The organism is Mesorhizobium sp. M1338 (assembly GCF_040318045.1).
Lineage (GTDB): Bacteria > Pseudomonadota > Alphaproteobacteria > Rhizobiales > Rhizobiaceae > Mesorhizobium.
On record NZ_JAMYLL010000006.1, the window covers coordinates 67,276 to 91,659 of the forward strand.

Annotated in this window: 22 protein-coding genes and 1 pseudogene; 7 read left to right on the forward strand and 16 right to left on the reverse strand. The window is 61.7% G+C overall.

Annotated elements, in window-relative coordinates; genetic code table 11:
* Window positions 1-9: 9 nt before the first annotated feature.
* From NKH19_RS08380 to NKH19_RS08395, 4 genes are read right to left on the reverse strand one after another with little or no spacing between them, the layout of a single operon-like run.
* Entirely contained in the window at window positions 10-960 is a 951-nt protein-coding gene (locus NKH19_RS08380) for a glycosyltransferase family 2 protein (RefSeq protein ID WP_352869061.1), read from the reverse strand.
* Window positions 950-1,900 carry a glycosyltransferase family 2 protein gene (locus NKH19_RS08385; RefSeq protein WP_352869064.1) on the reverse strand — a complete coding sequence of 317 codons (951 nt, stop codon included), beginning with the start codon at window positions 1,898-1,900 and terminating at the stop codon, window positions 950-952. The genes NKH19_RS08380 and NKH19_RS08385 overlap by 11 nt, the downstream gene beginning before the upstream one ends.
* A complete protein-coding gene (locus NKH19_RS08390; protein ID WP_352869067.1) occupies window positions 1,900-2,895 on the reverse strand; it encodes a glycosyltransferase family 2 protein in 996 nt (331 codons plus the stop codon). The genes NKH19_RS08385 and NKH19_RS08390 overlap by 1 nt, the downstream gene beginning before the upstream one ends.
* Complete coding sequence (locus NKH19_RS08395) at window positions 2,892-4,094, reverse strand: glycosyltransferase (protein WP_352869070.1); 1,203 nt, start codon at window positions 4,092-4,094, stop codon at window positions 2,892-2,894. The genes NKH19_RS08390 and NKH19_RS08395 overlap by 4 nt, the downstream gene beginning before the upstream one ends.
* A 291-nt stretch (window positions 4,095-4,385) precedes the next feature.
* Here NKH19_RS08395 and NKH19_RS08400 point away from each other — a divergent pair.
* Window positions 4,386-5,435, forward strand: a pseudogene (locus tag NKH19_RS08400) (polysaccharide pyruvyl transferase family protein); the annotation flags it as partial.
* Between the two features lie 225 nt (window positions 5,436-5,660).
* On the opposite strand, the gene NKH19_RS08405 reads toward NKH19_RS08400, so the two are convergent.
* The 7 genes from NKH19_RS08405 to NKH19_RS08435 form a co-directional block, all read right to left on the reverse strand.
* On the reverse strand, window positions 5,661-7,127 hold the full coding sequence (locus NKH19_RS08405) for a lipopolysaccharide biosynthesis protein (protein WP_352869073.1): 1,467 nt from the start codon (window positions 7,125-7,127) through the stop codon (window positions 5,661-5,663).
* Window positions 7,124-8,206 (reverse strand): glycosyltransferase, encoded by a 1,083-nt coding sequence (locus NKH19_RS08410; protein WP_352869075.1) that lies wholly within the window; start codon window positions 8,204-8,206, stop codon window positions 7,124-7,126. The genes NKH19_RS08405 and NKH19_RS08410 overlap by 4 nt, the downstream gene beginning before the upstream one ends.
* Window positions 8,207-8,698: 492 nt before the next feature.
* Entirely contained in the window at window positions 8,699-9,778 is a 1,080-nt protein-coding gene (locus NKH19_RS08415; RefSeq protein ID WP_352869078.1) for a glycosyltransferase, read from the reverse strand.
* 31 nt (window positions 9,779-9,809) lie between these two features.
* Entirely contained in the window at window positions 9,810-11,141 is a 1,332-nt protein-coding gene (locus NKH19_RS08420) for a UDP-glucose dehydrogenase family protein (protein ID WP_352869080.1), read from the reverse strand.
* A gap of 67 nt (window positions 11,142-11,208) precedes the next feature.
* Window positions 11,209-12,072, reverse strand: coding sequence for an endo-1,3-1,4-beta-glycanase ExoK (gene exoK / locus NKH19_RS08425; protein WP_352869082.1), 864 nt, complete (start codon window positions 12,070-12,072; stop codon window positions 11,209-11,211).
* 150 nt (window positions 12,073-12,222) lie between these two features.
* On the reverse strand, window positions 12,223-12,618 hold the full coding sequence (locus NKH19_RS08430) for a hypothetical protein (RefSeq protein ID WP_352869085.1): 396 nt from the start codon (window positions 12,616-12,618) through the stop codon (window positions 12,223-12,225).
* Window positions 12,619-12,906: 288 nt separating this feature from the next.
* A complete protein-coding gene (locus NKH19_RS08435) occupies window positions 12,907-13,926 on the reverse strand; it encodes a glycosyltransferase family 2 protein (protein ID WP_352869088.1) in 1,020 nt (339 codons plus the stop codon).
* Between NKH19_RS08435 and NKH19_RS08440 the strand changes: the two genes are divergently transcribed.
* On the forward strand, window positions 13,865-14,239 hold the full coding sequence (locus NKH19_RS08440; protein ID WP_352869167.1) for a hypothetical protein: 375 nt from the start codon (window positions 13,865-13,867) through the stop codon (window positions 14,237-14,239). The two genes, NKH19_RS08435 and NKH19_RS08440, sit on opposite strands and share 62 nt — an antisense overlap.
* Window positions 14,240-14,275: 36 nt before the next feature.
* Here the strand turns inward: NKH19_RS08440 and NKH19_RS08445 are convergent, their stop codons facing one another.
* Both NKH19_RS08445 and NKH19_RS08450 read right to left on the reverse strand, forming a co-directional pair.
* A complete protein-coding gene (locus NKH19_RS08445; protein ID WP_352869090.1) occupies window positions 14,276-14,488 on the reverse strand; it encodes a hypothetical protein in 213 nt (70 codons plus the stop codon).
* Between the two features lie 31 nt (window positions 14,489-14,519).
* Window positions 14,520-14,792, reverse strand: coding sequence for an exopolysaccharide production repressor protein (locus tag NKH19_RS08450; protein WP_352869092.1), 273 nt, complete (start codon window positions 14,790-14,792; stop codon window positions 14,520-14,522).
* Between the two features lie 602 nt (window positions 14,793-15,394).
* Here NKH19_RS08450 and NKH19_RS08455 point away from each other — a divergent pair.
* Both NKH19_RS08455 and NKH19_RS08460 read left to right on the forward strand, forming a co-directional pair.
* Window positions 15,395-16,072: a sugar transferase gene (locus tag NKH19_RS08455; RefSeq protein ID WP_352869095.1), complete on the forward strand. Its 678-nt coding sequence runs from the start codon at window positions 15,395-15,397 to the stop codon at window positions 16,070-16,072.
* Window positions 16,073-16,172: 100 nt separating this feature from the next.
* The gene (locus NKH19_RS08460) at window positions 16,173-17,438 is read left to right on the forward strand and encodes a polysaccharide biosynthesis/export family protein (RefSeq protein WP_352869164.1); all 1,266 of its coding nucleotides are present in this window, start codon (window positions 16,173-16,175) and stop codon (window positions 17,436-17,438) included.
* A gap of 213 nt (window positions 17,439-17,651) precedes the next feature.
* On the opposite strand, the gene NKH19_RS08465 is transcribed toward NKH19_RS08460, so the two are convergent.
* Both NKH19_RS08465 and NKH19_RS08470 read right to left on the reverse strand, forming a co-directional pair.
* Entirely contained in the window at window positions 17,652-18,962 is a 1,311-nt protein-coding gene (locus NKH19_RS08465) for an O-antigen ligase family protein (protein ID WP_352869097.1), read from the reverse strand.
* A 126-nt stretch (window positions 18,963-19,088) separates the two neighbouring features.
* Complete coding sequence (locus tag NKH19_RS08470) at window positions 19,089-19,244, reverse strand: hypothetical protein (RefSeq protein ID WP_352869169.1); 156 nt, start codon at window positions 19,242-19,244, stop codon at window positions 19,089-19,091.
* A 194-nt stretch (window positions 19,245-19,438) separates the two neighbouring features.
* Here NKH19_RS08470 and NKH19_RS08475 point away from each other — a divergent pair, with 194 nt between their 5' ends.
* The 3 genes from NKH19_RS08475 to NKH19_RS08485 all read left to right on the forward strand — a co-directional run bounded on the left by NKH19_RS08475 (window position 19,439) and on the right by NKH19_RS08485 (window position 23,709).
* The gene (locus NKH19_RS08475) at window positions 19,439-20,788 is read left to right on the forward strand and encodes a glucoamylase family protein (RefSeq protein WP_352869100.1); all 1,350 of its coding nucleotides are present in this window, start codon (window positions 19,439-19,441) and stop codon (window positions 20,786-20,788) included.
* Window positions 20,778-22,307 carry a mercuric reductase gene (locus NKH19_RS08480; RefSeq protein ID WP_352869103.1) on the forward strand — a complete coding sequence of 510 codons (1,530 nt, stop codon included), beginning with the start codon at window positions 20,778-20,780 and terminating at the stop codon, window positions 22,305-22,307. The genes NKH19_RS08475 and NKH19_RS08480 overlap by 11 nt, the downstream gene beginning before the upstream one ends.
* 226 nt (window positions 22,308-22,533) lie before the next feature.
* Entirely contained in the window at window positions 22,534-23,709 is a 1,176-nt protein-coding gene (locus NKH19_RS08485; protein WP_352982093.1) for a glycosyltransferase family 4 protein, read from the forward strand.
* An 82-nt stretch (window positions 23,710-23,791) separates the two neighbouring features.
* Here the strand turns inward: NKH19_RS08485 and NKH19_RS08490 are convergent, their stop codons facing one another.
* A complete protein-coding gene (locus NKH19_RS08490) occupies window positions 23,792-24,367 on the reverse strand; it encodes a DUF1349 domain-containing protein (RefSeq protein WP_352869108.1) in 576 nt (191 codons plus the stop codon).
* Window positions 24,368-24,384: the final 17 nt, after the last annotated feature.

The following is a 24,384-nucleotide window of genomic DNA, read 5'->3' on the forward strand; positions in this document are numbered from 1 at the left end:
CCTGCATCTTCACCTGCCCACCCCAACGGCAAACTGCGCCGCCATTCTTCGCAACCGCACGGCGATCGGCATGCCCATATGCCTGACCGCCGCCGGGTCGCCGAGCGCTGTCAGGATCGCCTTGAGCGGTGACCGCGCCTTGATGTGCTGAACCATCGACAGGAATGAAGCGGCCTTGCGCAGGCTGCGGCCGCGCCGGGCGAACGCGGCCCGAGCGGCGTCATCCATCTGATGAGTTTGAGCGAACACCGCATCTGCCCTGTGCATCGCTTCGACATGGTGAAGCTCGAGCACGCGGGAGATGGAGCCGCTGCGGATATGGTAGGCATAGCCGATATCAGGTTCGACGACGCATTTGCCGCCCATGGCCAAGGCGTTGGCCAGGAGGATGTAGTCTTCCCCGATGATCAGTTTTTCATCATAGCGAAGTCCGTTCTCGTTCAGGAACTCGCGCTGGAAGATCGGCTTGAGATAGCCGAGATTGAACTTCGATTCGAAGAGGACGTTGCCGGCGATGTAGGTGGCTAGCGAAATTTCGCGCAAGCCTTCCAGATAGTGCCGCGGGAACATCGCGTCCTCGATGACACCGTCCTCGCGAATGACCTGGAGGTTGTCGACGGCGATCTGGGCGCCTGCACTCTCGGCACGCGCGATCATGGCGGCGAGCCTATCGGGAAAGACGGCGTCGTCGGAATCAAGAACCGCGATCCACCTGCCTCGGGCGGCGTCGAGGCCCGCATTCCTGGCGCCGCCAGGGCCGCGATTGCTGGCAAGGGCGACGACGCGGACGATATCCTGCGGATAGGCCCGCGCCACATCGAGCGTTGCGTCGCGCGACTGGTCGTCGACGACGATGATTTCGACGCTGACGTTGTTCTGGGCGATAGCGCTGGCGATCGCCCGGTCGAGGGTCGCCTCGGCGTTATAGGCGGCAATCACGAAGCTCACATCAGGCTGCACGATTGCCTCCCTCCTGTGGCGAAGGCTGGCCGTAGAGCCGGATTTCGCGGATGCCGACAAGGCCGCTGACGACGCCGACATGCATAATGCCGCGTAGCACGCTTCGGTTCCTTCGAACCGGACTGATGAGGACCGGAAGTGCCGAGGCGAAGCAATAGATGGCCTTTGCCGACGCCAGGCCGACCTGCTTGACCAGGCCGATGCCCCGCGCGTTGCGCCCCAGCAGGTGGCCATGCGTCTGCCCGACGCGAAAGCGGCGGCGGCCGAGCCAGTCGAATGCCGCCCTTGTGCGCGGCACCACCTCGTCGACCCAGGCTTCCGGCGCAAAAGCGATGCGGCCGCCGGCCTTGTGCATCTGGTCGAAGAACTCGGTGTCCTCGCCGCCGGTCTGGCCGCGCGCCAGGCTGAAGCGGCGGCCGCGCAGGCTGTCCGATCCCATCCGCAGCAGAACGTTGCAGGTGTAGCCGGTCTGGATCTCGCCGCGCACCCAGACGGGCAAGGTCGAATGGAAATCGCCGCGCCGCATCCAGTCCGGCGCATCCGGGCGATAGTGCGCCCTGACCGGGCCGAGCACAGCGGCGGCACCGCTTGCTTCAGCCATAGCGACCAGTTCGGCGAGCCATGCGGGCGTGGCCGTCTCGTCGTCATCGATGAAGGCGACGAAATCTGCGGTGCTGGCGTCGAGGCAAGCGTTGCGGGCGATCGAGATGTTTCGCGCCGGGGCATGCTGATAGCGGATCGGCACCGTCAATTCCCGCGACAGCGCCGTCACCAGATCACGGGCGGTCGGGGCGTCGTCATTGTCGGCGACGACGATGCTGACATCGAATCCCGCCGGAATCTCCATGGCGTCGAGCGAGCGCAGCGTGTCAGCCAGTTCCGGTCGGCGGAACGTGCAGACGCCGATGTCGATGCCGCGGTTCTTGGCCTGCGCCGTCATCACGCCACCCCGCGCCGCGACCCGAGGCCGAGAAGCTGCAGCCAGAAGCCGACCGACCAGCCAAGATGCATGACCATCGCCGAGACGCCGGCAAGCGCGATATCGGCATTGCGCTGGCGGATGGCCGTCCACATGCCGTAGCCGAGGCATACCGACGCCCAGATCAGCAGCGGCACCGCCGCCAGCCAATGCACGAAAGAGAAGGCCGCCAGAAGCACGACCGGAAACACCAGCAGCGGCACCATCTGCCGGACCTTCGGGATGACGCGGTGCTTCAGCACGTTCTTGGCGCGGCCGCGACCGTAGCCGAGATACTGGAAATAGAGGCCGATGAGCGAGGCGCGCGGATAGTACACCATCTGCGTCTTGCCGCTCATCCAGATCTTGTAGCCGGCCTGACGAAGGCGGTAGTCAAGCTCTGCGTCCTCATTGTGGCTGAACGTCTCGTCATAACCGCCGACCGCCCCGAAGGCCGATATCCGCATCAGCGCGTGATGGCCGTGGTCGATCCACTCTCCTCCCGAAAGGTGCCGATGCTTCGAGCCGCCGGTGCCGAGCTTGGAATTCTGCGCCGCGGCGGCGGCCTTCTGCACGGTGCCGCTGCCGCTGGTCAGCATCGAAACCACAACCGAATCCGCGCCGGTGGCCAATGCCTCCTCGACCAGCCGGTCGCAATAGTCGTCGGGATAGCCGCCATGCGCATCGATGCGGATGAGATAGTCGGCACCCTTACCGAACGTGCCGACGGCGAGATTGATCGCCGCACTCTGGATGCGCCGCTCATTGTGAAGCAGGATAACGCGCTGGTCCTTCGCAACGATGTCCTGGACGATGGCCAGCGTGCCGTCGGTGCTGCCGCCGTCGGCGACGATGATGCTGGCGTCAAGCCTGGCGGCCGCGGGTCGCAATTGATCGAGCAGCGCGCCGATATGGGCGGCTTCGTTCAAGCACGGAATAACGATCAGGCAGGATGAGGGGTTTTCAGTCTGCGTCATCCGCCTCTGTCCATCTCTGGCCATCCTATGCCAAATGCCTCGGCTGCAAAGGAGCCGGGCACGGCGGTCAGGCCGCGCAACCGCTCGACGAGCGCCCGGCAATCGCTTCGATCGTAGCTCCAGGTCCTCGGGTTGCGGGCCAGAACACGCGACTTCAGCCTGGCGAAGAGATGCTCTTCCATCTTGCCGAGCGCGGTTTCGAGCGCCTCGGGCGAAGCCTGCGGCAAGAGCACGCCGATATCCTGCTGCTTGAGGAATCGCCCGGTCTCGGTGTTGCCCATCGAGATCGGCACCGCGCCGAAACGACAGCCTTCATAGAGCCGGTTGGGCAGAAGCCATTCGGAGTTCTGCCCCGCCTCGAAGAAATCGATCGCCCAGGAAAAATGGACGTCGTTATAAATCGCCGCCATGTCCTCCGGGTTGCGGTAGGGCCCGCGAAACGACAGCCATGGTTCGGCTTCGACGAAGCCATGGAAATCCGGGAATTCGGACAAAGCCGGACGGCCGCGCAGCACGATCTCGAAGCGTCCATCCATGCGGCGGGAGAAATCGGCCAGCAGTTCGAGCGAACGGCGGCAGCGCAAGGCGCCGAACCAGCCGATCCGCCATGGCGGGCCGAGCGGACTCTCCAAGGCCTCGGGGGCGCCAGGCAAGATCGCCGCGGCCTCGAAATACTTGTTTTCGACCAGCTCGATGGGTGCCGCGACCTGGCCGAACGGCTTGAAATAATTGGCGATGAAGGCAGGCGAACTGGTCACCAGCAGCTTCACGTCCCTGGCCAGGAAGCGTTCCGTGGCGCGCAGCGCCTTGCCCAGGACATCGTTGCGCAGCACAAGGCGATGAATGTCGAGGCACTCGTAGACGATCGGAACCGACGCACCGAAGGCTGAACTGGCGCGGCGGGCGAGCGCCAGCATTTCCAGGTTGCGCGCGATGATGAGATCGGGCCTCGGCACCCCGGCAAGCTTCGAGCCGACCGATAGAGCCGCCTTGGCGACCGCCGCGAGGCGCTGGCCGAATCGCCCATCACGCGTCGCGCCAAGGTCGATCGGCCGCAATCCCTCGACATCCGCAATCGGATTCGTGGTGCGACGGAAGCCGGCCAAAGTGACCTGGGCCCCACCTGCCTTGAGCATCGTAATCCTTCGGCGCACGGCCGGGTCGGAAACGTCGTGCACAAGGTACAAGACATGCAGCATGAAAACTCGACCGCTGTTGGCCCACCCACAAGAATGCTAGTACACCTCTTGCTGCATCGCAACATTTTTGGTGCAGTGATCCACGTTTTCTGTTGCACTGCAAAATTGATGCGTTAATCTCGGGCTTGCTTTTAGTGCCACTCGGACCATGCGGTCACCGACTTGGTGCGGCGCCCTAATCGTGACGCGGAGCGCATCGGGATCGTCCTGGCGTGCAGCATTTTCGGTCACCCCCGTCTTAAGCACCGCCGGCCTAGCTGCGGAATCTGCTGACGATATGAGGTAAATTCCATGAAGATCGTGGTCGAAAACACAGTCTGCCTGAACACCGGGGATGCAGCGATTCTCCTAGCGATCCGGCACATCCTAAAGGCAGTCGCCGGGAGCGACCTGCAGTTCTTCATCTTCGACAGCCAGCCCGAGGTCGCGGCGAGGCTCTACCCGAAAAGGGAGTATCCGGACCTCGAATTTCACAAGCTGCTGTCGGAATCCCTTTTCAGGTACAAGAATGGCGATGGACTGAAGAACCGGATCAAACCGATCTACAACAAAATTGTCCTTCAGGCCCTGCGGTGGTTTGGGAGCAGCGCGCTTGGCACTTTCTTCAGCCGGAGTGACCGTCGCAGCCTCGATATCTACACTGGCGCCGATCTCGTGGTCACGACGGGCGGCACCTATCTCGTCGAGAACTACAATCTCGAGAGGCGTCTCAATCAGTTCCGGCTTGATGCCGTGCTCGGCAAGGATCCGGTCTTCTTCACGCAATCGCTCGGCCCGTTCAATAAAAGTTACAACCGCCAGGAATTGAGTCCGATCTTCGACCGCAGCCCGCTCATCCTGCTGCGTGACGAACGGTCCAGAAACCATATCCAGGATATGGTGAAGGATTTCGGCAAGTGCCACGTGGTGGCCGATGCCGTCTTTGCCCTGGCAGAAACCGACAGGATCGAGAAAATTCTAGCCTCCAGTCAGCCGCCGGCGCCGACGGGCCGCGTCGCCATTTCCGTCCGCCACTGGAACTATGTCAGCGACGGCGAAGGTGGCATGCGCCGCTATCTCGATTCGATCCACGAGATCGCGACGATTCTCGTCAGGGACCACGGCAAGGAGGTGACCTTCGTCTCCACGTGTCAGGGGGTGCCGGAATATGCCCATGACGATTCCAAGACCGCACGGGCGATCGTCGCCGAACTCGATCCGGAGATCGCCAAACATGTGACCGTAGACGCTGCATTTCACACGCCGGACCAGTTGATGGCACTGGTGAAAGGGTTCGACTTCGTGGTCGCCACGCGTATGCACATGATGATCATGTCGCTTTGTGTCGGCACGCCGGTGCTGCCAATCGCCTATGAGTTCAAGACCAAGGAAGTAGCCAAGCGGATCGGTGTCGCCGACGTGCTGCTCGACATCGACACAGTGACGCCTGAGGAAGCGAGCGAAAAGCTCGGCAGATTTGCAGGAAACCTCAACCTCTATCGCCAGACCAGCCTTCAGGCGGTGCTTGAGGAGCATGCCTCGGCAATGTCGGCCACAAACCTGCTGGCGCCTTTGATCGAGGGTCACTCAGCGGATGTTGCGCGCGGCATTGGACAGGGTGGTGAACAACGCGCGGCGCGATTGGGCGACCGCAAGCATGAGAATGAGACCGATCCCGTAATTGAGGGCAATCGCAAGAAAGACCGCGAGCAGGTCTGACTGTCCGGTCAGCGACGCCGGCAGCCACGAGTATGCGTGCCAGGCGAGCAGGGACGAGGCAATGAAAAGCCCCTGCATGACGAGAAAGTCGGCGGCTGTGACGGGACCGACTCGATGGACCAGCACGGCAAGCACGGGAACGCGCAGCACGTAACCGCTGATGGCATAGGCCGCGGCAACGCCGACGGCACCCCAGTGCAAGCCGACGATGAAGGCGGCGACGGTCGTCAGTGACGAATAGATGCCCCAGTGGAACATGGTCTTCGTCTTGCCCTGACAGATGAATATCCAGCCTGTGGTGCTTGAAACGGACTGGACCAGGCTAGCGATGCCCAGCCACGCAAAAATCGGCGCCACCGGCGCCCAACCCTGGCCGAAGAGAAGTCCTACGACCTGATCGGAGGTCATCGTCAGCGCCGCAATGCCGGGCATGGTAACGGCAGCCAGCATCCAGTTGGTCCGCACGTAAATGTCGCGAAATCGAGCCTTGTCCTCATGGATGCGGCTTAGCAGAGGCACCATCACGCGCGTCAGCGGCTGGTTGATGTTCTGCAGCGGGAACAGCAGGAGCTTATAGGCGCGGTCGTAATAGCCGAGCTCGATCGCGCCGGAATATTTTCCGATGAGAATGTTGTCGAGATTGCGCGAGAAGAAGTTGGCAAGATTGAAGCCCGTCAGATTGGCGCCGAACGACAATATGTCGGCATCGACTTTCAAATCCGGCCGTAGCGGCCTCCACCGCGCCACCCGCCACGCGGCCGCCAATGCGACAACCGCTGAAACAGCCGGGCCGATGACCAGCGACCAGTAGCCAAGCCCCGCATAGGCCGCGACCGCAGCGGCCAGAAGTCCGGCTGCGGCGCTTGTCACATCGTTCACGGCGAGCTGGCCGAATTGCAGGTGGCGATTCATCAATGCCAGCGGCACCGCGGCAAGACTGCCGAGGAGCAGCGGCAAGGCGGAGCCAAGAGTGATGCCGGACATGCGCTGATCGCCGTAGAAAGCGGCAATCGCGGGCGCCAGGCCGGCCACTGCCACGGCACTGCCCAGCCCGACGAGCGCACTGATCCAGAAAACCTGGTTGAGTTGCTGGTCGCTGATGTCCTTGCGCTGAACCACAGCCTGCTGGAGGCCCAGGTTTTGAAGCAATCCAACAAAGGCCACGATCGGCCCGACGGAAGCCACCAGGCCGAAATCCTCGGGAACGAGCAGACGGGCGAGCACGATGACGGAGAGAAACTGGATCGCCATCTTGAAGCCCTGCGCACCGATCGTCACCAATCCGCCACGAAGGGCGACACGGCCGAAATGGGGGGGCGGCGGATTGACATTCATGAACCGAACCTCGTTTCGCCAAGCTGCTCGGCTATCTGTGCGAAATGTTCGTTCAGCACATCTGCGTTGAAGTCCGCCTCGATCTTCTTGCGCGCGGCGAGGGCAATTTGCTCGCAGGGCTTCGGATTCTCGGCGATCCAGGCAAGTTTGCTAGTCAGCGCCGCAATGTCTCTCTCGGGAGCGAGGAACCCTGTCTTTTGATCCTCGATCAGTTCGGGAATCCCCGAGTGATATGTGCTGACCACTGTCAGTCCGGCGGCCATCGCCTCCATCAGTGAAACCGGAATGCCTTCCAGATCGCCATCGCGCGCAGTGACGCTAGGCAGCAGGAACACATGAGCATCGCGCAGCCGTTGCTTCACTTCGCTGTGCGAACGCGGGCCAAGAAAGGTCACCCTGTCGGCGATGCCGAGATTTGCGGCGATCTCCTTCAGCTCCTCCAGAAGTTCTCCGCCTCCGATCACCGAATAGACCCAATCGCGCCGCGGCAGGCCGGCGAGCGCGCGAAGCGCATATTCGATGCCCTTTTTTTCGGTCAGGCGGCAGACCGAGATGAAAGATAGAGTGGCGTGCTCCCATGAACGCCACCGATAGCCGATCTCGCTCGGCCGCACGCCCATATGGTGAACCATAACTTGCGTCGGCGATGCACCGACGTCGATCAAAGCATCGCGGAAAAACGCATTCACCGGCAGTTGAAGAGCGCCCTTTTCGAACACAATTTTGTAGCGCGCGAGTGAATTGTCATGCAGCGGCTCGCCGACATCGCGGCCATGAAATATCGTCATAAGGGGAGCGGAAATCCTGCCTCGCTTAATAGCGCGGGCCACGCGCATGCCGTTGTTGCCGAAATGGGCGACGATCAGGTCGGCGTTCTGCAATTTACGCGCATAAGCAATGTCGATGGCGGTCGACAGTTTATCCCAGAACCTGCCAGACCACTTCCTGAGCAGCGGGCGATAGCGAGCCAGGCCACCCCACCAGCATACGACCTTTCCCGGCAGCGCGTGCCAGCGAGAATCGTCGATATTGCCGTCCTTGCCAAACGACATTTCATTGCAGACGACGCCGACTTCCATGCCGCGCTCAAGGCATCCGGCTATCTGGTCGAGAACGAAAGTCTCCGACAATGAGGGGAACTTGTCGACTACGAAGCAAATCTTCATCGGCAGGATGCGTTCGTGCGAACACCGATCAAGCAGCCCGTTGTGAACCGCCCCGCATGGGGACTGACAGGTGACACGGAAACCTTGCAAGGTGGCTGCAGGTCAACCGCGCTGGGAACCGGTGCGCGCCCGACGACGGCCGGGCCGAAAACATCGTGCCCGAGGCACAAGACGTGCAGCATAGAATTCTACCGCTGTTTGGCCACCCGGACGGACGTTAGTACAGGCCTTGCTGCACTGCAACATTTTTGGTGCGACCTTGCAAGATTTCAGGCAATTTGGCGTGTCTGCCGATCAACCTCCAAGGCCTACAGGATCCGCCAGAACCCCGGCAGCGCCGGCATGCTTGGCGGGTCCAGGTGCGGAGGCCGGCATGGCCAGTTGGGCAAATCCAACGCAGCGCGTTTAGGCAGCACGCTCCAGGCCGACGCGCCGAGCGCTGTCGAGAACGTCCATGAACGTGGCAAACTGACGGTCTGGGTTCATTTGCGATCGCTCGGAAAACTGAATCGCCGCCGCCGACAGACGCTTGTACTCGGCCTCGTCGCTCCACAGCCGCCTGACGGCCGAGACCCAGTCGGCAAGCGGTGCGTCGTAGTCCAGAACCACGCCGCCGGAGCCGATTGCTTCCGGCAGACCGCCGCGACGTGAGCCGACCACGGGAATGCCGCTGCAATGCGCTTCTGAGGCTACCCTGCCCCAGGCCTCCTCCCATTTGCTGGGCGCAAGCAGTATCTTCGTGCGGCCGTAGACCGTCTTCATGTCACTGGTGCGGCCTTCCAGCTTGACGTTTTGCAATGGAGAGATTGTCGCTTCGATCCGGGCCCGATGATCGTCATCGAGCTTCCAGCTTTCGACGAACAGGAATGGGATCTCAGGACAGGCGGCGGCAATGCGGACTGCAAGGTCGAAGCCCTTTTCCTCATAGGGGTTGATGAGCGTGACAAATTCACCGGTCGTGGGAGTGCTGTAGAACCCGGGATTGATGGTCGGCGGAATGACCGTCGAATCGATATCGAATTTTGCCTTGTAGGTGCGCGCGGTGAACTCGGAATTGGCGATATAGAGCGCCGATTGCAGGTCGCGCAGGTCACCGGCCAGTTCGCGGAATTCGACATTCCTCAGATAAACGACGACAGGCACGCCTTCGGCTTGCAGTGCCCTGCCGATCGGAACCGAGTTGTGGCATTGCACCACGGCAACATCCGGCCTCAGCTTTTCGACCGCAAAGCCGACCGCTTCCCAGGGAAACCATGCGCGCACCACCGGATAGCCCGGAAAAGTGTCGATGACAGCGCGCTGACGAAGGAGCTTCATCTTGGCGCGCGCCCTGAAGCCGAATATGCCATCGCCGAACAGCGCTGCCAGAACGGAAGCATCATGACCGTTCTCGCGCAATTGTTCGACCAGATGGTGGGTGCTCGACTGCACACCGCCGCTGAATTGCGGCGTGTAGCCGCTGCCGCCCGCAAACAGAACTTTCATGGACCTGGCTCCTTGTTGTGCCGCCCTGCCGTCACGCCGCCATTCTGCCGATCGAGTGATATTCGATGCCGTGACGGGCGATGACCTTGGGATCATAGAGGTTGCGGCCGTCGAAGATGACCGGTGTGGTCAGTGCATCTCTCAGCGCATCGAAGGACGGCGCGCGGAAACTCTTCCACTCGGTGGCGATCAGCAGCGCGTCGGCGCCGCGCAGTGCCGCCTCCTTGGTGCCGCACAGAAGCAGGTCGTCGCGCAGCCCGTAGATGGCTTGGCATTCCTGCATCGCCTCGGGATCATAGGCCTGGACATTGGCGCCGGCCTTCCACAGCGCTTCCATCAGGACGCGCGCCGGCGCCTCGCGCATGTCGTCGGTGTCGGGCTTGAAGGCGAGGCCCCACAGCGCGAAGGTCCTGCCCTTGAGATTGCCCTTGAAATAGCGGTCCACCTTGTCGAAGAGAACCGATTTCTGTGCGTTGTTGCGCTCCTCGACCGCGCGCAGCAGCTTGGCATCGAACTTGACGCTTTCAGCGGTCTTGATCAGCGCACGCACGTCCTTCGGGAAGCACGAGCCGCCATAACCAAGACCCGGATAGATGAAATGGTAGCCGATGCGCGGGTCGCTGCCGATGCCCTTGCGGACCTCCTCGATGTCGGCGCCGAGCTGCTCGGCCAAATTGGCCATCTCGTTCATGAAGCTGATCTTGGTCGCCAGCATGCAATTGGCGGCGTATTTGGTGAATTCGGCGCTGCGCACATCCATCACGATCATCTTCTCATGGTTGCGGTTGAACGGTGCGTAGAGTTCGCGCATCACCGCCTCGGTGTCCTCGCTGTCGGTGCCGACGATGATGCGGTCCGGCTTCATGCAATCGGCGACCGCGGACCCTTCCTTGAGGAATTCCGGATTGGAAGCGACGTCGAAGCTCAGGTCCTCGCGGCCTCGTTTCTTCAGCGTTTCGGCGATCCTCGCCTTGACCTTTTCGCAGGTGCCGACCGGCACCGTCGACTTGCCGACGACGATCTTGGGTTTGTCCATCTCGCGGCCGATGGTCTCGGCGACGGCCAGCACATATTTGAGGTCGGCCGAGCCGTCCTCGCCGGGCGGTGTGCCAACCGCGATCATCTGGATGTCGCCATGCCTGACGGCGGCGGCGGCATCGGTGGTGAACTTGATGCGGCCGGCGGCATGGTTCTCCTTGACGAGATTTTCCAGCCCGGGTTCGAAAATGGGAACCAGGCCCTGATTGAGCCGCTCGACCCTGGCGGCGTCGATGTCCACGCACACCACATGGTGCCCTACTTCGGCAAGCACCGCCGCCTGCACGAGGCCGACATAGCCAATTCCAAACACCGTCAAATTCATTCGTTTTCATTCCCATGCAAGGCGGCGAACCGTTCTCGGCCCGGCCAGTTCAAATCGACTATCCCAACTACTTTACGCTGCATGCCAGCGATTCCGGAAATTGACAGGGTTCGCCGAGCGCCGTGAAAGCAACGCGCTCGATCTGCAGCGAAAGCTTGCGGCCTGGATCGGCGAAGGCTCCCATCCAACCTTTCATCGTATCGCTGCCCCAAAAGCTGAAGAATATCTTCTGCGCATGGGTCGGCAATTTCGCCGGATCGGTGATGGTATTGACCAACTGGCCGTTCACGTACCAGCGCAAACTGTCCTTTTGCCAGACGAAGGCGTAGTCGTTGAAAGCACTCTCGGTGCCACCCGGCACGTCGACCAGCTTCTCGTTCTTGCCCTTGCCCGCGATATAGGCATTGACCTGCACCTTGGAGGTGTCCTTGGTCAGGATTTCGAAGTCGATCTCGTCCCAGGGCTGCTTGTCGGACGGACCGATATACGAGAAGAACGCCGCGTTGAGGCCGGAGCCGGTGTCGGTCTTCAGCCGTGCCTCATAGGTGCCGTAGCCGAAGCGCTGCTTGGTCTGGATCTCCCCGCAAGCAAACTCACGGTCTTTCAGCTGCTGCTTCTCGAAGCCCAGCGACAGCACCCCGTCCGACAGGCTGACCTGTCCCTTCGACCAAGTGCAATTCTGATGGCTGCCATTGTTCCAGCCGTCGGAAACATACCAGCGCGCACGATCGAAGCTCTTGAAATCGTCGACAAAGGACGGCGATGTCGGAATGTCCTGGGCATGGGAAGGGGTTGCCAGGAAACTGCCAAGAGCGGCCAGCAGCAACGCGCCGAGCGAAACCAGTCGCCGCCGGCCGGCTTGCCCGGGCCGCTGTGCGAACGACGGTGCGTCGAGTGTTGTCATGGACTTGGATTTCGGATTCGAATTCATACCAAACTCACCCTTGCGCTGCGCGTCCCCAACCCAAAGTCGACGTTCGAACCGCTCCTGAACGGGCAACCTTGATCTCTTTTGTGACCCTCCCGAATTGCTTTTGCTGCCTTGCATCAAATCCGTTGCGACAATTCCGAGCCCTCACCTTCAACCCCTGCCGACTCCCGCCGGCCTGGCGAATTCAGCCTTGGCTGCCGGTTCGGCATTCTCGTCGAAGACCATATCCAGCGAATGACGGAGCTCTTTCATCATGCCATCCTGGCGCGACAGTGCCGCGATGCGGCGTTCGCAATTCAGGATCGACTGCGTCAATGCGCTGACTTCCGAGGACCGTTTGTCGGAGGCGGAGCCGTTTTCCATCGCTTCGACCAGGAAGGCGGCGTTGGTCGCCTTCGTCCGGTAGCGATTCTCGAGCCCGGCCCTCTCGGACTCGATCTCGGCCGCGATTTGCTCGAACAGCTTTGCCAGACGATCAAGACGTGAAACATCGGTCTGCCGGTCGCGGGCCGGATCCCTTGATCTGAAACCGAATATCGAGGCCATGAACTCAAATTCCTGTCATCGCCGGCTTGTGGGCCGGGCTTCTGGCCGATCCCCGCAGCCGGGGCTCAGAAAACTCGCGTCGCATTGTCCTGCTCCTCTTAGGGAGAGACATCAAACCAATCCGATCGGGGGCCAGTTCGGCTGGTCGTCTAATTTGCTGCACCGCAACATAGACTGCCATCGTCGGAGCCGTGAGGCAACTACCCAATTCGTAAACTCATAATTCCGGCCGAAATGGTTTGCGTGATAAGGTGTCCCTTGGCAGGCAACCGCACGCATGGACCGCGCTTAACGTTCCTTGCCCGTGCTGGTTCCGGCCATCAGAAAACGCAGCGGCGGCACGTTTTGCCTGGAGACAAGGCCGACACGGCGAAACAGCGCCTCGAGCTTGTCGGCGGCCACGCCCTGGACGATAGGGACGAGGTTAGATTGGCTTGACAAGGCATAGGCCGCGGCCGATGCCAGCCCCCGCTCGGCCTTGACGTCGAGGAAATTGCGCAGCCGATACTTGTCGCGCACGTGCCGCTCATGCCGCCGCAGCATCGCTTTCGAGCCTTCCGGCAGGCTGTCGATCGCCAGCAGCGCCAAATCCGCATCGGCCAGACGCTTCAAATCCTGCGTCTTGTGGCGGCCGCTCAGCGAATCGGCGCGGACGATGGCGCCGTAGCCGCAGGAGCGAATGACCTTGAACCGCGCCCCGCGGGCGACCGCACGGGCGTAGAGTTCATAGTCCTCGCCCAGCCGCAGGCTCTCGTCATAGCGCAAGCCGTGCTGGTCGAGGAAGGCGCGGCTGATCACCGGCTTCAAAAAGCCCAACTCGCCCCTTTGCACGCGGCGCCTGGAGATATTGCCTTCGACGAAGCGTTCGAAATCGAGGAATTCCGGATCGGCGGCAAATTCAGGCGCGACGATTTTCGTCGCATCGCCTGTCGCATCATCCCTGATCAGCATGATGTTGTCCGCCGCGAAATCCCAATCGGCACCGGCAAACAGGCTGCGAAACCGACCTTCGAGGAAGAAATCGTCGGCATCGAGAATGGCGATGAACGGCGATTTCGAGCCGGCGATCGCCGCGTTGCGGGCAAAAGAGGGGCCGCGATTGACGTCGAGGCGCATCACCGTGAGCCGGCCGCTGCCGTCGTCGGCGGATCGTGCGACGTCAGCAGTGCCGTCGGTGGAGCCGTCATCGACGACGACGACCTCCGCCACCTCCGGTTCGCGCAACGCGGATGCGATGGCGACAGCGATGGTCGCTGCCGCGTTTTTTGCCGCGATGATCACGCAGACCTCGGATTTCATCATCGACATGGATTTGCCTCTCGTACAGGTGATATCGATTTGCCCTCGCCCCATGCTCGTTCGATGCCCGATGGAATTGCCATCGGCAAATGCCCGGCCGTTCAAAGACGCGGCGACCGAAATCGACTGCCGCGGCAAGTGTCGAGCCACTGGAAAAGCTCAGGCGGCCTGTCATGCGCAGCTGCGCGCGACGGGCTTTGAGGACGAAGGTCGCGAGCTTGTTCAGCCAGGCAATGTCGGCAATTTTGGTGGCGCCGGGCCAGGCATCGACACGGCGGCGGCGCGCAATCATTCGTATGAACCATCCGGCAAGGCCATTTAGCGCACAGTCTCCCAAAGAAAGCGGTTCCCGCGACGCTTATGCTGCAAGTGCGAAGCAAGCATCACCAAAAACCTTGATGCCGTAAAGCCTTTCCTTTTGCCGTGCGGAATTTTGCAACCAGAGCGTTACATAAGTGCGGTCATGCGCCGTATCGTCGAGGTCGGCCAATATCAGCGGCTGAAGGAAAAAACCCGGCAGCCGGTTGTCGAGGATGCTGTCGGGGGAACAGTCGGAGAGCGAAGCCGCCAACGTCGCGTGAGGGCGGCGCGATTCCGACCGGCTAATGCAGGCCGCGCCTTGCGCTCAGCTTTTCGCCTTCGGCAACCTCGGGCGCATTCAGTTTTCGCTCGGCGTCACGAGCCATGTCGGCCGGCGTCGGCGGGCTCCTGGCGATCATGGCATAGACGAGCACGAAGTAACCCGCCTGGATGACAACCGCGCAAATGATGGCGCGCACCAGTATTGTGCCTATCGACGCGCCGCCCAGCCAGGACCAGCCGACCACGATAGCCAAAGCGAAAATCATCCCGAGGATGAATTTTGGAAGTGCCATACCCAACAGCCCATAAACCGGCTCGGGTACATATAACGTTTGCCCCACCCGAGCGCCGTCCCTTGTTATGTGGGCTTGTTAAGGTCGCCCACTCTCGGCCGGTTGCTTCCGGCCTTTTCTACCTGTCGCCACTCTGACAGATATAATTTGCAATTCTATTAAGGCGAGCAATAGGCGGCAAGGGCAACTCCGGATATTTTTCATCGGGCTTTTGCGATCGACTCCATCATGCTGCAATGCACGCAATGGGATTCAAGCCGATCTCCGGCCATCAGTTACCTCCAGTAGAATAAGCAATATTAAGTAGTATTTTACGTGGTTTTGCCCAAGCATCACCGAACACTGAAGCACTAATATGGGCCGTGCCTTGGCAGATAGGTAGGCTTGCCTAAAAACCGCCCTAAAAATGTCCGTATTTTTTCGACGATGCCCATTTCTTGTCACAAATGTGCTAAATATGCCGAAATTTGTGCATGGCTAGCTTATTATTTAGTCAATTCATGACGCGACTATTTCAACGAGATGGGAAATTGTGTGTTGCGCTGCAACATTTTTTTGGTATCTTGCCGCGAACCATTCGTTCAACGCATGGAGTTTACGGCATGAGGGACGTTGCCAAGTCGGCCACGGCGGGCTTTTCGCAGGCTGACATCGATTTTCCGCCGCCGATCGGCGGCCTGCTCAAACGCAGTTTCGACATCACCGGTTCGCTGATTGGCTTGATCGCTCTCAGCCCGCTGTTTGTCATGATAGCGCTGCTCGTCAAGTTTTCCGACGGCGGTTCGATTTTCTATGGCCACAGGCGAATAGGGCGCGGCGGGCGGATTTTTCCGTGCCTGAAGTTCCGCACCATGGTTCCGGACGGCGACAAGGTGCTGGCAGCCTATCTCGCCGCCAACCCGGACGCCAACGCGGAATGGAATGCGACCCGCAAGCTGAAGAACGACCCCCGCGTCACCCGTGTCGGAGCCGTACTGAGGAAACTCAGCCTCGATGAACTGCCGCAGATCATCAACATCCTGCAGGGCGACATGAGTCTTGTCGGCCCTCGTCCGGTCGTGCGCGACGAACTGGAAATCTATGGCACGTCCGCGGTCTACTACCTGAAATCCCGCCCGGGCCTGACCGGCCTGTGGCAGGTCAGCGGCCGCAACGATGTGTCCTATGACAGCCGCGTCGCCTTCGACCGCCACTATGTCGAGAACTGGTCGCTGTTCGAGGACGTTCGCATCATCATCAAGACCGTCCCGGCCGTCTGGATGTCGCGCGGCTCTTACTGACCAGCCGATGGCCGATGCCAGACATTGGCGCCGGCCATTCGACGCAAGCTCATCGGGCGATGGGGCTAAAGCGGATCGGAACGTTCAGTTGAAAACAGATATTTTCGAAGCCTTTCGCAGCGGCCCGGTTTCCGGCCGCCCGCGGCGGGCGCGTTTGTTGGCCACGTGCCTTGCCGTGTCGCTCGTTCTCCCCCACGTCGCCACCGCCGGCGACTACCGCCTCGGGTCGCAGGACAAGCTCACCATCCGCGTTGCCGAATGGCAGACCGTGGAGGGCACGTTTCGTGACTGGTCGGCGGTGAATGGCGAGTACACGGTCGGTCCATCGGGCACGCTGTCGGTGCCGTTCGCCGGCGAGCTGCCGGCAGCAGGCAAGACCACGTCCGAAATCGCAACGGCGATAGGCGAGGCGCTGCAGCGTAAGCTCGCTCTATCGGACAAGCCGGAAGCCTCGGTCGAGATGGCGCAGTTCCGGCCATTCTACATTTCGGGCGAAGTGCAGAACCCCGGCAAATTTCCTTATGTGCCCGACCTGACGGTGTTGCAGGCGATCAGCGTCGCCGGCGGCATCAGGCGAAACACTGACTACGGCCCTCAGCTAGGCAAGGATCTGGTCACCGCCAAGGGCAACTTCGATATCTCTGACGACGTGCGCGTTCGGCTGATCGTCAAGCGCGCCCGCATCGACGCGGACATGGCCGGCAAGACGAGTTTCGACGTACCGAAGGAGGTCGAGGGCGATCCGAGATTGCCAGCCATCGTCGCCGACGAGATGACGATCCTGACAGCCGACCAAAAGGCGCTGAAGCTGAAACTCGAGGCGCTCGACGAGCTGAAGGGGGTTCTACAGTCCGAAATCGAATCTCTGCAGAAGAAGATCGTCAACCAGCAGCAGCAGGTCGACCTGGCGCAGCAGCAACTCACCAGCATCGGCCCGCTGGCGCAGAAAGGCCTGATCGCCAACGCCCGACTGCTGGATTCGCGCCAATCCGTTGCCGACCTGCAGGGCAAGATCCTGGACTACGAAACGGCCATCCTCACCGCCAAGCAGGCGATCAGCAAGGCTACGCAGGATGCCATCGATGCCCAGAACACCTTGAGTTCAAGGCTCGCCACCGACCGGCAGCAGACCGAAGCCGACCTGAATGAGGCGGCGCTGAAGGCGAATATGCAGAAAGGCCTCATGGCCCAGGCAACCGATCCCGCCACGATAGCGGCCAGTGCTACCAACGAAGAGCCTACCCTGATCTACACACTGGTGAGGGTCGCCGACGGCAAGACCAGCGAAATCGCCGCGAAGGAAGACACGCCGGTGCTGCCTGGCGATGTGATCAAGATCAAGCTGGCGCCGCTGGCCAGTCAGTAGACCCGCGAACCCCGGCACTGTCCAGTGTTTCGATCCATCCCGGCAAGGGATGGCCTAAACCGCTGCGCGTTGAAGCGAATTCAGTCGACGCGCTTTAGGCTTCGTTTTTTATGCATGTCGTTGCGGGGGCCACTTTTGGGCGACATGCATTAGGCGTCACGCAAGCCGGGCGGAGGCTTCCCGTGCGCTGAGTTCAACCAGCGAGCTGATAGCTCATGACGGGCCGGCGGCCGCCGGCCGGCCGGCATGCCGGGGCCAGTCAGCCTCCCCCCTGGCCTCTGCCTGCTCCAGGGCCCGCGACCGCCGCGTGCGGGTAACGGGCAGCCGCGCCAGCTTGAAGAAGCTGAAATACATCAGGAAAGAGCCCATGATGTAGGGGTTGAGTACCTCGACCTCGACGAAAGAGCGGATCAGCAGCAGCACCATGACGCCGAAGAGGACCACCGAATCCGCCTGCCATGTCCTGAAGATCACCGCCGAAACATGGCCGTAGAGCGTGCGCAGCATGATCAGCGATACCAGCGTCGCTCCGACGAAGCCAAGTTCGACGAGGGCTTCGATGTAGGTGTTGTGGAAGTGGAAGCCGGTGCGTGTGGTGATGTAGAATTCGTTCCACAGCCGCTCGGCTTCGGCAAAACCCTGCACCCAATAGGCGGCATAGCCAACACCGAGAATCGGCGATTTCTGTATGGCATTCCAGCCCTGCTCCCACAGATAGGTCCGCCCGGTGAGCGTCGAATCCTTGCCGAAGATGCCGAGGACGAAGTCCATCAGCCCGAGATTCAAGGCGACAAAGGCAGTCACCACCAGCAGGCCGGCGCCGATCAGGAAGATCACGCGGCGGTAGCGGCGTGACAGTAGTTTGCTCATGGCAAGAAGCGCCACCAGCGCCAGAACCGCCGGTATCGAGGCCATCGAGGTGGCGGAATGCGAAACGACCAGAACATAGGCCGACAGCAGCACGACGGGCGCCGCCAGGATGAGGCTCAGCCGGCCGCGCCTGTAAAAGGCGAGGAAGACGGCGCAGAAATAGACGCCGAGCGACCCGACAAAGCCGATCTGGTTCTTGGAGGCGAAGGCGCCGACAAAGTTGACGGTGCCATCCAGAACGTCCTCGGAATAGTTCGCGACCTTCAGTGAATAGATGAGGACGACGAATATCCCGACCAGGGCACCTATGGTCAGGGTGCGCACACTGACGGTGCGCGCGGCGACGTAGGCGCAGGCTATATGGGAAAAGTACTGGATGGCCGTTCTCGCCGTGACGCCGGGCGCCTGCGACCAGAAGACGGAGGAGCAGACATAGGCCGCAAACAGCAGCGGCAGCCAGGCGCTGGACAGTTGGCGCAGGAACCGCCGGTAATCGACCAGGATGAGCGGAAGCCAGACCGCATAGTAGGCCAGGATCAGCACCTGGCCGAAAATGACGGAGTAGGAAAACGCCCAGATCGAGACGGCTACGGCAAAGGCGCCATAGACCGAATTTCTCTCGGGATCGATCAGCAGGGACTTTGGGATCTTCATCTCAGAGTCCCGTCGGCGCGACCCGGAACCGCCAAGCCATGGGCCAGACGGCATATCCGCAAACAAGGGCGTGCAATAAACGGCGTCTCCATTGTGCAGTGCAATATAACCTATCGCGCCCGGCGCTCAATGGCAAATCCGGTCACCTTGTCTTACGGCGAGGCATTTGTGGAGAGGTCCGCCCGGCCGCACGGCACGGGTGACGCGGAAGGTGTCGACGATCTTGTCCCACAGCGTATTGCAGACCGGCTGCTGGATCGCCTCGGAGGAGTGTTCGTTCACGACGGCCGCCGTGTTCGACGTATCCGGCGGCCGCGCCAGCTAATGAGGCCGGATGCATCTCAATTCCGCGTGACGGTGCAACGAACGGGAGCGTACGGGCGTATAGTCCCAGACTTCGAATCGACGATCATGCAAGGAAGCTATGCCGGGAACCATGACACGGAACGAAGCCATCGGGCGGGAGCCAGCTTCTTTTGCTTAAAGTCGACCCTGCCGCACTGTCCGACGACGAGCTTCTGGAGCGCTATCAGCGTGCCGCCTTCGACTACTTCCTCGAAAACGTGAACCCCGACAACGGACTGGTAGCCGATACGTCGCGACCGAATTCGCCGGCCAGCATCGCTGTCGTCGGCTTCGCGCTGTCTTGCTACCCGATCGGAGTCGAGCGCGGCTGGATGACGCGCGATACGGCCGTGAAGCTGACGCTTGCCGCCCTGCGTTTCTTCTCGACCAGCCGGCAAGGCAATGGCGACGAGGTCACCGGCCACAAGGGCTTTTACTACCATTTCCTCGACATGCGGACCGGCCTGCGCGTCTGGCGTTGCGAACTGTCGATGGTGGATACCGCATTGCTGATATCGGGCATGCTGGTGGCAGGCGCCTATTTCTCCGACGACAGTGGCGACGAAGCCGAAATCCGCCAACTGGCCGAGGCGCTCTACCGGCGCGTCGACTGGCGATGGGCGCAAGGCTCAAGCTCGACCCTGCGGCAGGGCTGGAAGCCGAAGAGCGGCTTTCTCCACTATGGCTGGGAAGGCTACAACGAAGCGATGATCCTCTACGTGCTGTCGATGGCCTCGCCCGACAAACCGACCTCGGACAACAGCTACGAGGGCTGGACGGCGACCTACCAATGGGAAAACATCTACGGCTACGACGTGCTCTATGGCGGTCCGTTGTTCATGCACCAGTTCTCGCATGCCTGGATCGACTTCGCGGGCATCCGCGACGCTTTCATGCGTGAGAAGAATTCGGACTATTTCGAAAACAGCCGCCGCTCGACCTACCTGCACCGCGACTATGCGCGCCACAACCCTTACGGCTACGGCGGCTACGACGAGAACCTGTGGGGACTTTCGGCGGGCGACGGACCAGGCGGCTTTCGTGCCAGCGTAGCGCGACAGCGTCGCCGGTTTTCCGGCTATGCCGCGCGCGGCGCGCCTTTCGGGCCGGATGATGGAACGATCACCCCATGGTCCTATCCGGCGTCGCTGCCCTTCGCCCCGGACATCTGCCTGGCGGCATTGCGCCATCTCGGGGATCGCTACCCCGAGGTGATCGACAATTTCCGGCTGCCAAGCGGCTTCAATCCGACATTGGCCAATCGGCGAAAATTCGGCCGCGACGGCTGGGTGTCGGAAGGCCATTACGGGCTGGATCAGGGCATCGTGGTGATGATGATCGAGAACCACCGGTCGCGCTTGATCTGGGAGCTGATGCGGTCCAATCCGCACATCCGCCGCGGCCTGGGCAGAGCCGGATTCAGCGGCGGCTGGCTGTCTCAGCCGGCCAGCCCGGCGTCAGGTGACGGCGATGTCGCGTGACCGGACCATGGCCAACGCCTTCCCAGTCGACCGCGATGACATCGAGCTGATCAGGGGTGCCCATCCACCGCTCTGGAAGAATCCCGAGCCCAATGGCCCATACAATCTTGTCGTCATCGGCGCCGGGCCAGCCGGCTTGACGGCTGCCAGCGAAGCGGCAAACCTCGGTGCGAAAGTCGCGCTGATCGAGCGCGGGCTGATCGGCGGCACCTGCATCAATGTCGGCTGCATCCCGTCGAAAGCGATCATCCGCACGGCCAGGCTCTATGCCGATATGCGCGATGCCGAGAATCTTGGCGGCGACACGCCGGACCGTCTTCACATCGACTTTCAGCGGGCAATGACGCGGATGCGGCAAATCCGGCAGCGGATCAGCCGCGCGGATTCGGCCGCGGGCCTGGCTTCCGCGGGCATCGACCTCTATTTCGGTCAAGCGCGATTTTCCGGGCCTGACGAGGTCACGGTTGCCGGGAAGACACTGCGTTTCAGGAAGGCGCTGGTTGCGACGGGCGCACGTCCGGCCCTGCCGACGATTCCGGGCCTCGCCGAAGCCGGCTATCTCAGCAACGAAACCATGTTCGATCTCACGGAGTGCCCGAAACGGCTTCTGGTCATTGGCGGCGGACCGCTCGGCTGCGAGGCGGCGCAGGCCTTCTGCCTGCTGGGCGCGAACGTCATCCTGGTGCAGCGGGAACCGATGTTCCTGCCTGGCGAGGAACGCGACGCCGCCCAGATCCTTTCGGACGCGCTGGCGCGCGAAGGGGTCGAGGTTCGCCTCAATACCGAGGCGGTGGCGGTGCGGACAGAAGGCGGCAAGAAGCTCGCCGACCTTGTGCGCGACGGCGACACAATGACGGTTTCCGTCGACGAGATCATCACGGGCATCGGCCGTTCGCCCAATGTCGACGGACTCGACCTGGAGAACGCCGGGGTGGCGTACGACGCCACCGGCATCAAAGTGGACGACTACCTCAGAACCACCAATCCACGCATCTATGCGGCTGGCGATGTCTGCCTTGCATACAAATTCACCCATACCGCCGAGGCGACAGCCCGCATGGTCGTGCGCAATGCCCTGTTTCTCGGACGCAGGAAACTGAGCGAACTGGTCATTCCGTGGTGCACCTACACCGATCCGGAGATCGCCCATGTCGGCCTCTATCCGGCGGAGGCGCGGCAGAACGGCATCCCGGTCAAGACCTATACGGTGCTGATGCACGACGTCGCGCGCGCGGTCATGGACGGCGAGGAGGAGGGTTTCGTCAAGATCCACGTCAGAGAGGGGTCCGACCGCATCCTGGGTGCCACGGTCGTCGCCAGCCATGCCGGCGAGATGATCAATGCGGTGTCGCTCGCCATGCGGTCTGGCATGGGATTGCATGCGCTGGCCGACGTCATCCATCCTTTCCCAACGCAGGCGCAAGGCATCAAGATGGCCGGCGACGCTTATCGGCGGACAAGGCTCACCTCATTTTGGAAGCGTCTGGCGGCCCGCTGGCTGGCATGGTCCAGGCGGTGATCGCGCTATGCCGGCAGGCCTGCCGCAAGGCTGGGGCACCAGACATCCACAGAGGATACGACGCTTGACGAAAGCCCCGTTCGGCTAAACAAGTCGAAGCTGATTGTTGTGGCTTGGGGCCGTCGTGAATGCCATCTGGAATGAAGCCTTTAAAGCAGTGCCTGGTGCGACGTCCCGGGCGCCCGCTTTGAACCCTACTGTTTCCACGCGGAACGCCGAGCGGCGCGTGCTGCTCGTCTCCCACGATCCGGCCTCTCCGCCGACATCCGGCGCTGACCTGAGGAATTACCGCAACGCTGAGGCGACAACGGAATTCGGCCCGGTCTGCCTGGTGTCGGTGCGGCCGCGGACCGTGGAAGCAGCCGATCCGTCGATCCGTATCGAGGCTTTGTCGATCGAAGGAGAGGCCCGCTCCGGTTCGATCGGGTGGTGGCGCATAAGGGCGGAGCATCGCATTTCGCGCGCCGCCTTGACGCGGCTGGAGGCACTGGTCCGGGACTTCCGCCCGGACACCGTGCTGGTCGAGGGTATCGGCCTTTTCAAGCTGCTGCGGCCTTTGCGAGCGCTGACACGACAGCTCATCCTCGACATGCACAATGTCGAATCCGACCTGGCAGGACAGTTGCGGCGCGCCGATGCGAAGCGACCTGCCATGGCGACGATCACGCCAAGCCTTGGCATCAGGCGCCTCGAGCGAAAGACGCTTGCCCTTGTCGACAGGGTCTGGGTCTGCTCGGGCCAGGATCGCGAGAGGCTGATGGCCCTCTCGCGGTGCACGGTTCCGATCGATGTCGTTCCAAACGGAATTCCCCACGCCGGGCACAGTCCCGAAACGCTACCCGCCGAGCCCGGACCCGGCAATGGCTTTCCGGTGATCCTGTTTATCGGCCATCTCGGCTATCCGCCAAACGTCGATGCTGTCGAGCGGTTAGCCGGCTCCATATTACCGCGCATCCGGCAGGCCTTGCCGGCGGCGACACTGGTTCTCGCTGGACGCAGCCCGAAGCCCGCGGTGCGGGCGCTGGCCGGATTGCCTGGCGTGGAGCTCGTCGAAGACCCCGAAACCGTGGCGCCGCTCCTGTCCGGGGCGCATCTCAGCATCATGCCGCTTGCGGCAGGCGGCGGCACGCGCATCAAGATTCTGGAGGCGATGGCCTGGGGCGTGCCGGTGATCGCGACGCCGCTAGCGGCCGAGGGTCTGGACCTTACCGACAACGAGGAGTTGCTGCTGTCGGATACCGATGAAGGGCTTGCCGACATGGCTGTCGAACTTTGCCTGGACGCTGACCGCCGGGCACGGCAGCGCATCCGCGCGCATCAAGCGGTTTGGGCCAGGTTCAGCCCGCGTGCCATCCGCAATGCCGTCCGCGCCGGGCTGGGACTGGACGAGGCTGGCGCATGATTCTACCGATCCTTCACCAGACGTGGAAGAGCGACGTCGTTCCGCATCGTTTTCAGGCCTAACGCTGGAAGCGACGGCAGTGTCAGTCGTGCAATTCCCGCGATATCGGTGGGCCGACCGAAAAGCCGGCGAATGTGACCTCGAAGCCTTCGCGCTGCGGCGAACAGCACATCATGCCGACATCGACCGTCTTCGAGATCGGAAAATAGGCGAGCCGCACCGGCTTCCAGTGGCCGTCGGAAGCATCGAGATACTGGACGCGGATCGTCTCGGCGTGACGGGTCAACCGGATCCTGACACCGTCGGGACTGGCCGGAATGGTGGCCAGCGACCAGTCGGAGGCATCATTGGTGACGACGACGGAAAAGTACATCACGCCGTCGGTGTATTCGATACCGGCCTTGATCCAATGCGTTTCACTCAGACGGACCATCAGCCCGGCTTGATCATAAAGCACCTCGTAGTCGCCTTTGACCGTGACCTCGGCGGTGAAATCGCCCTCGACCTGGCGGTACAGGAAGTGACCGTTGTCGCGCCAGAAACCGTAGAAGGTTTCGCGCCAGAAATCGGTCTCCTTGCCGGTGCGCACACGAACGCTGTCGCCGTCGATGGAATGGTGCGGCGGCGGATTGAGCCAGGTCAGGTCCTGCACTGTCATCGCTTCGCGCCGCTCCA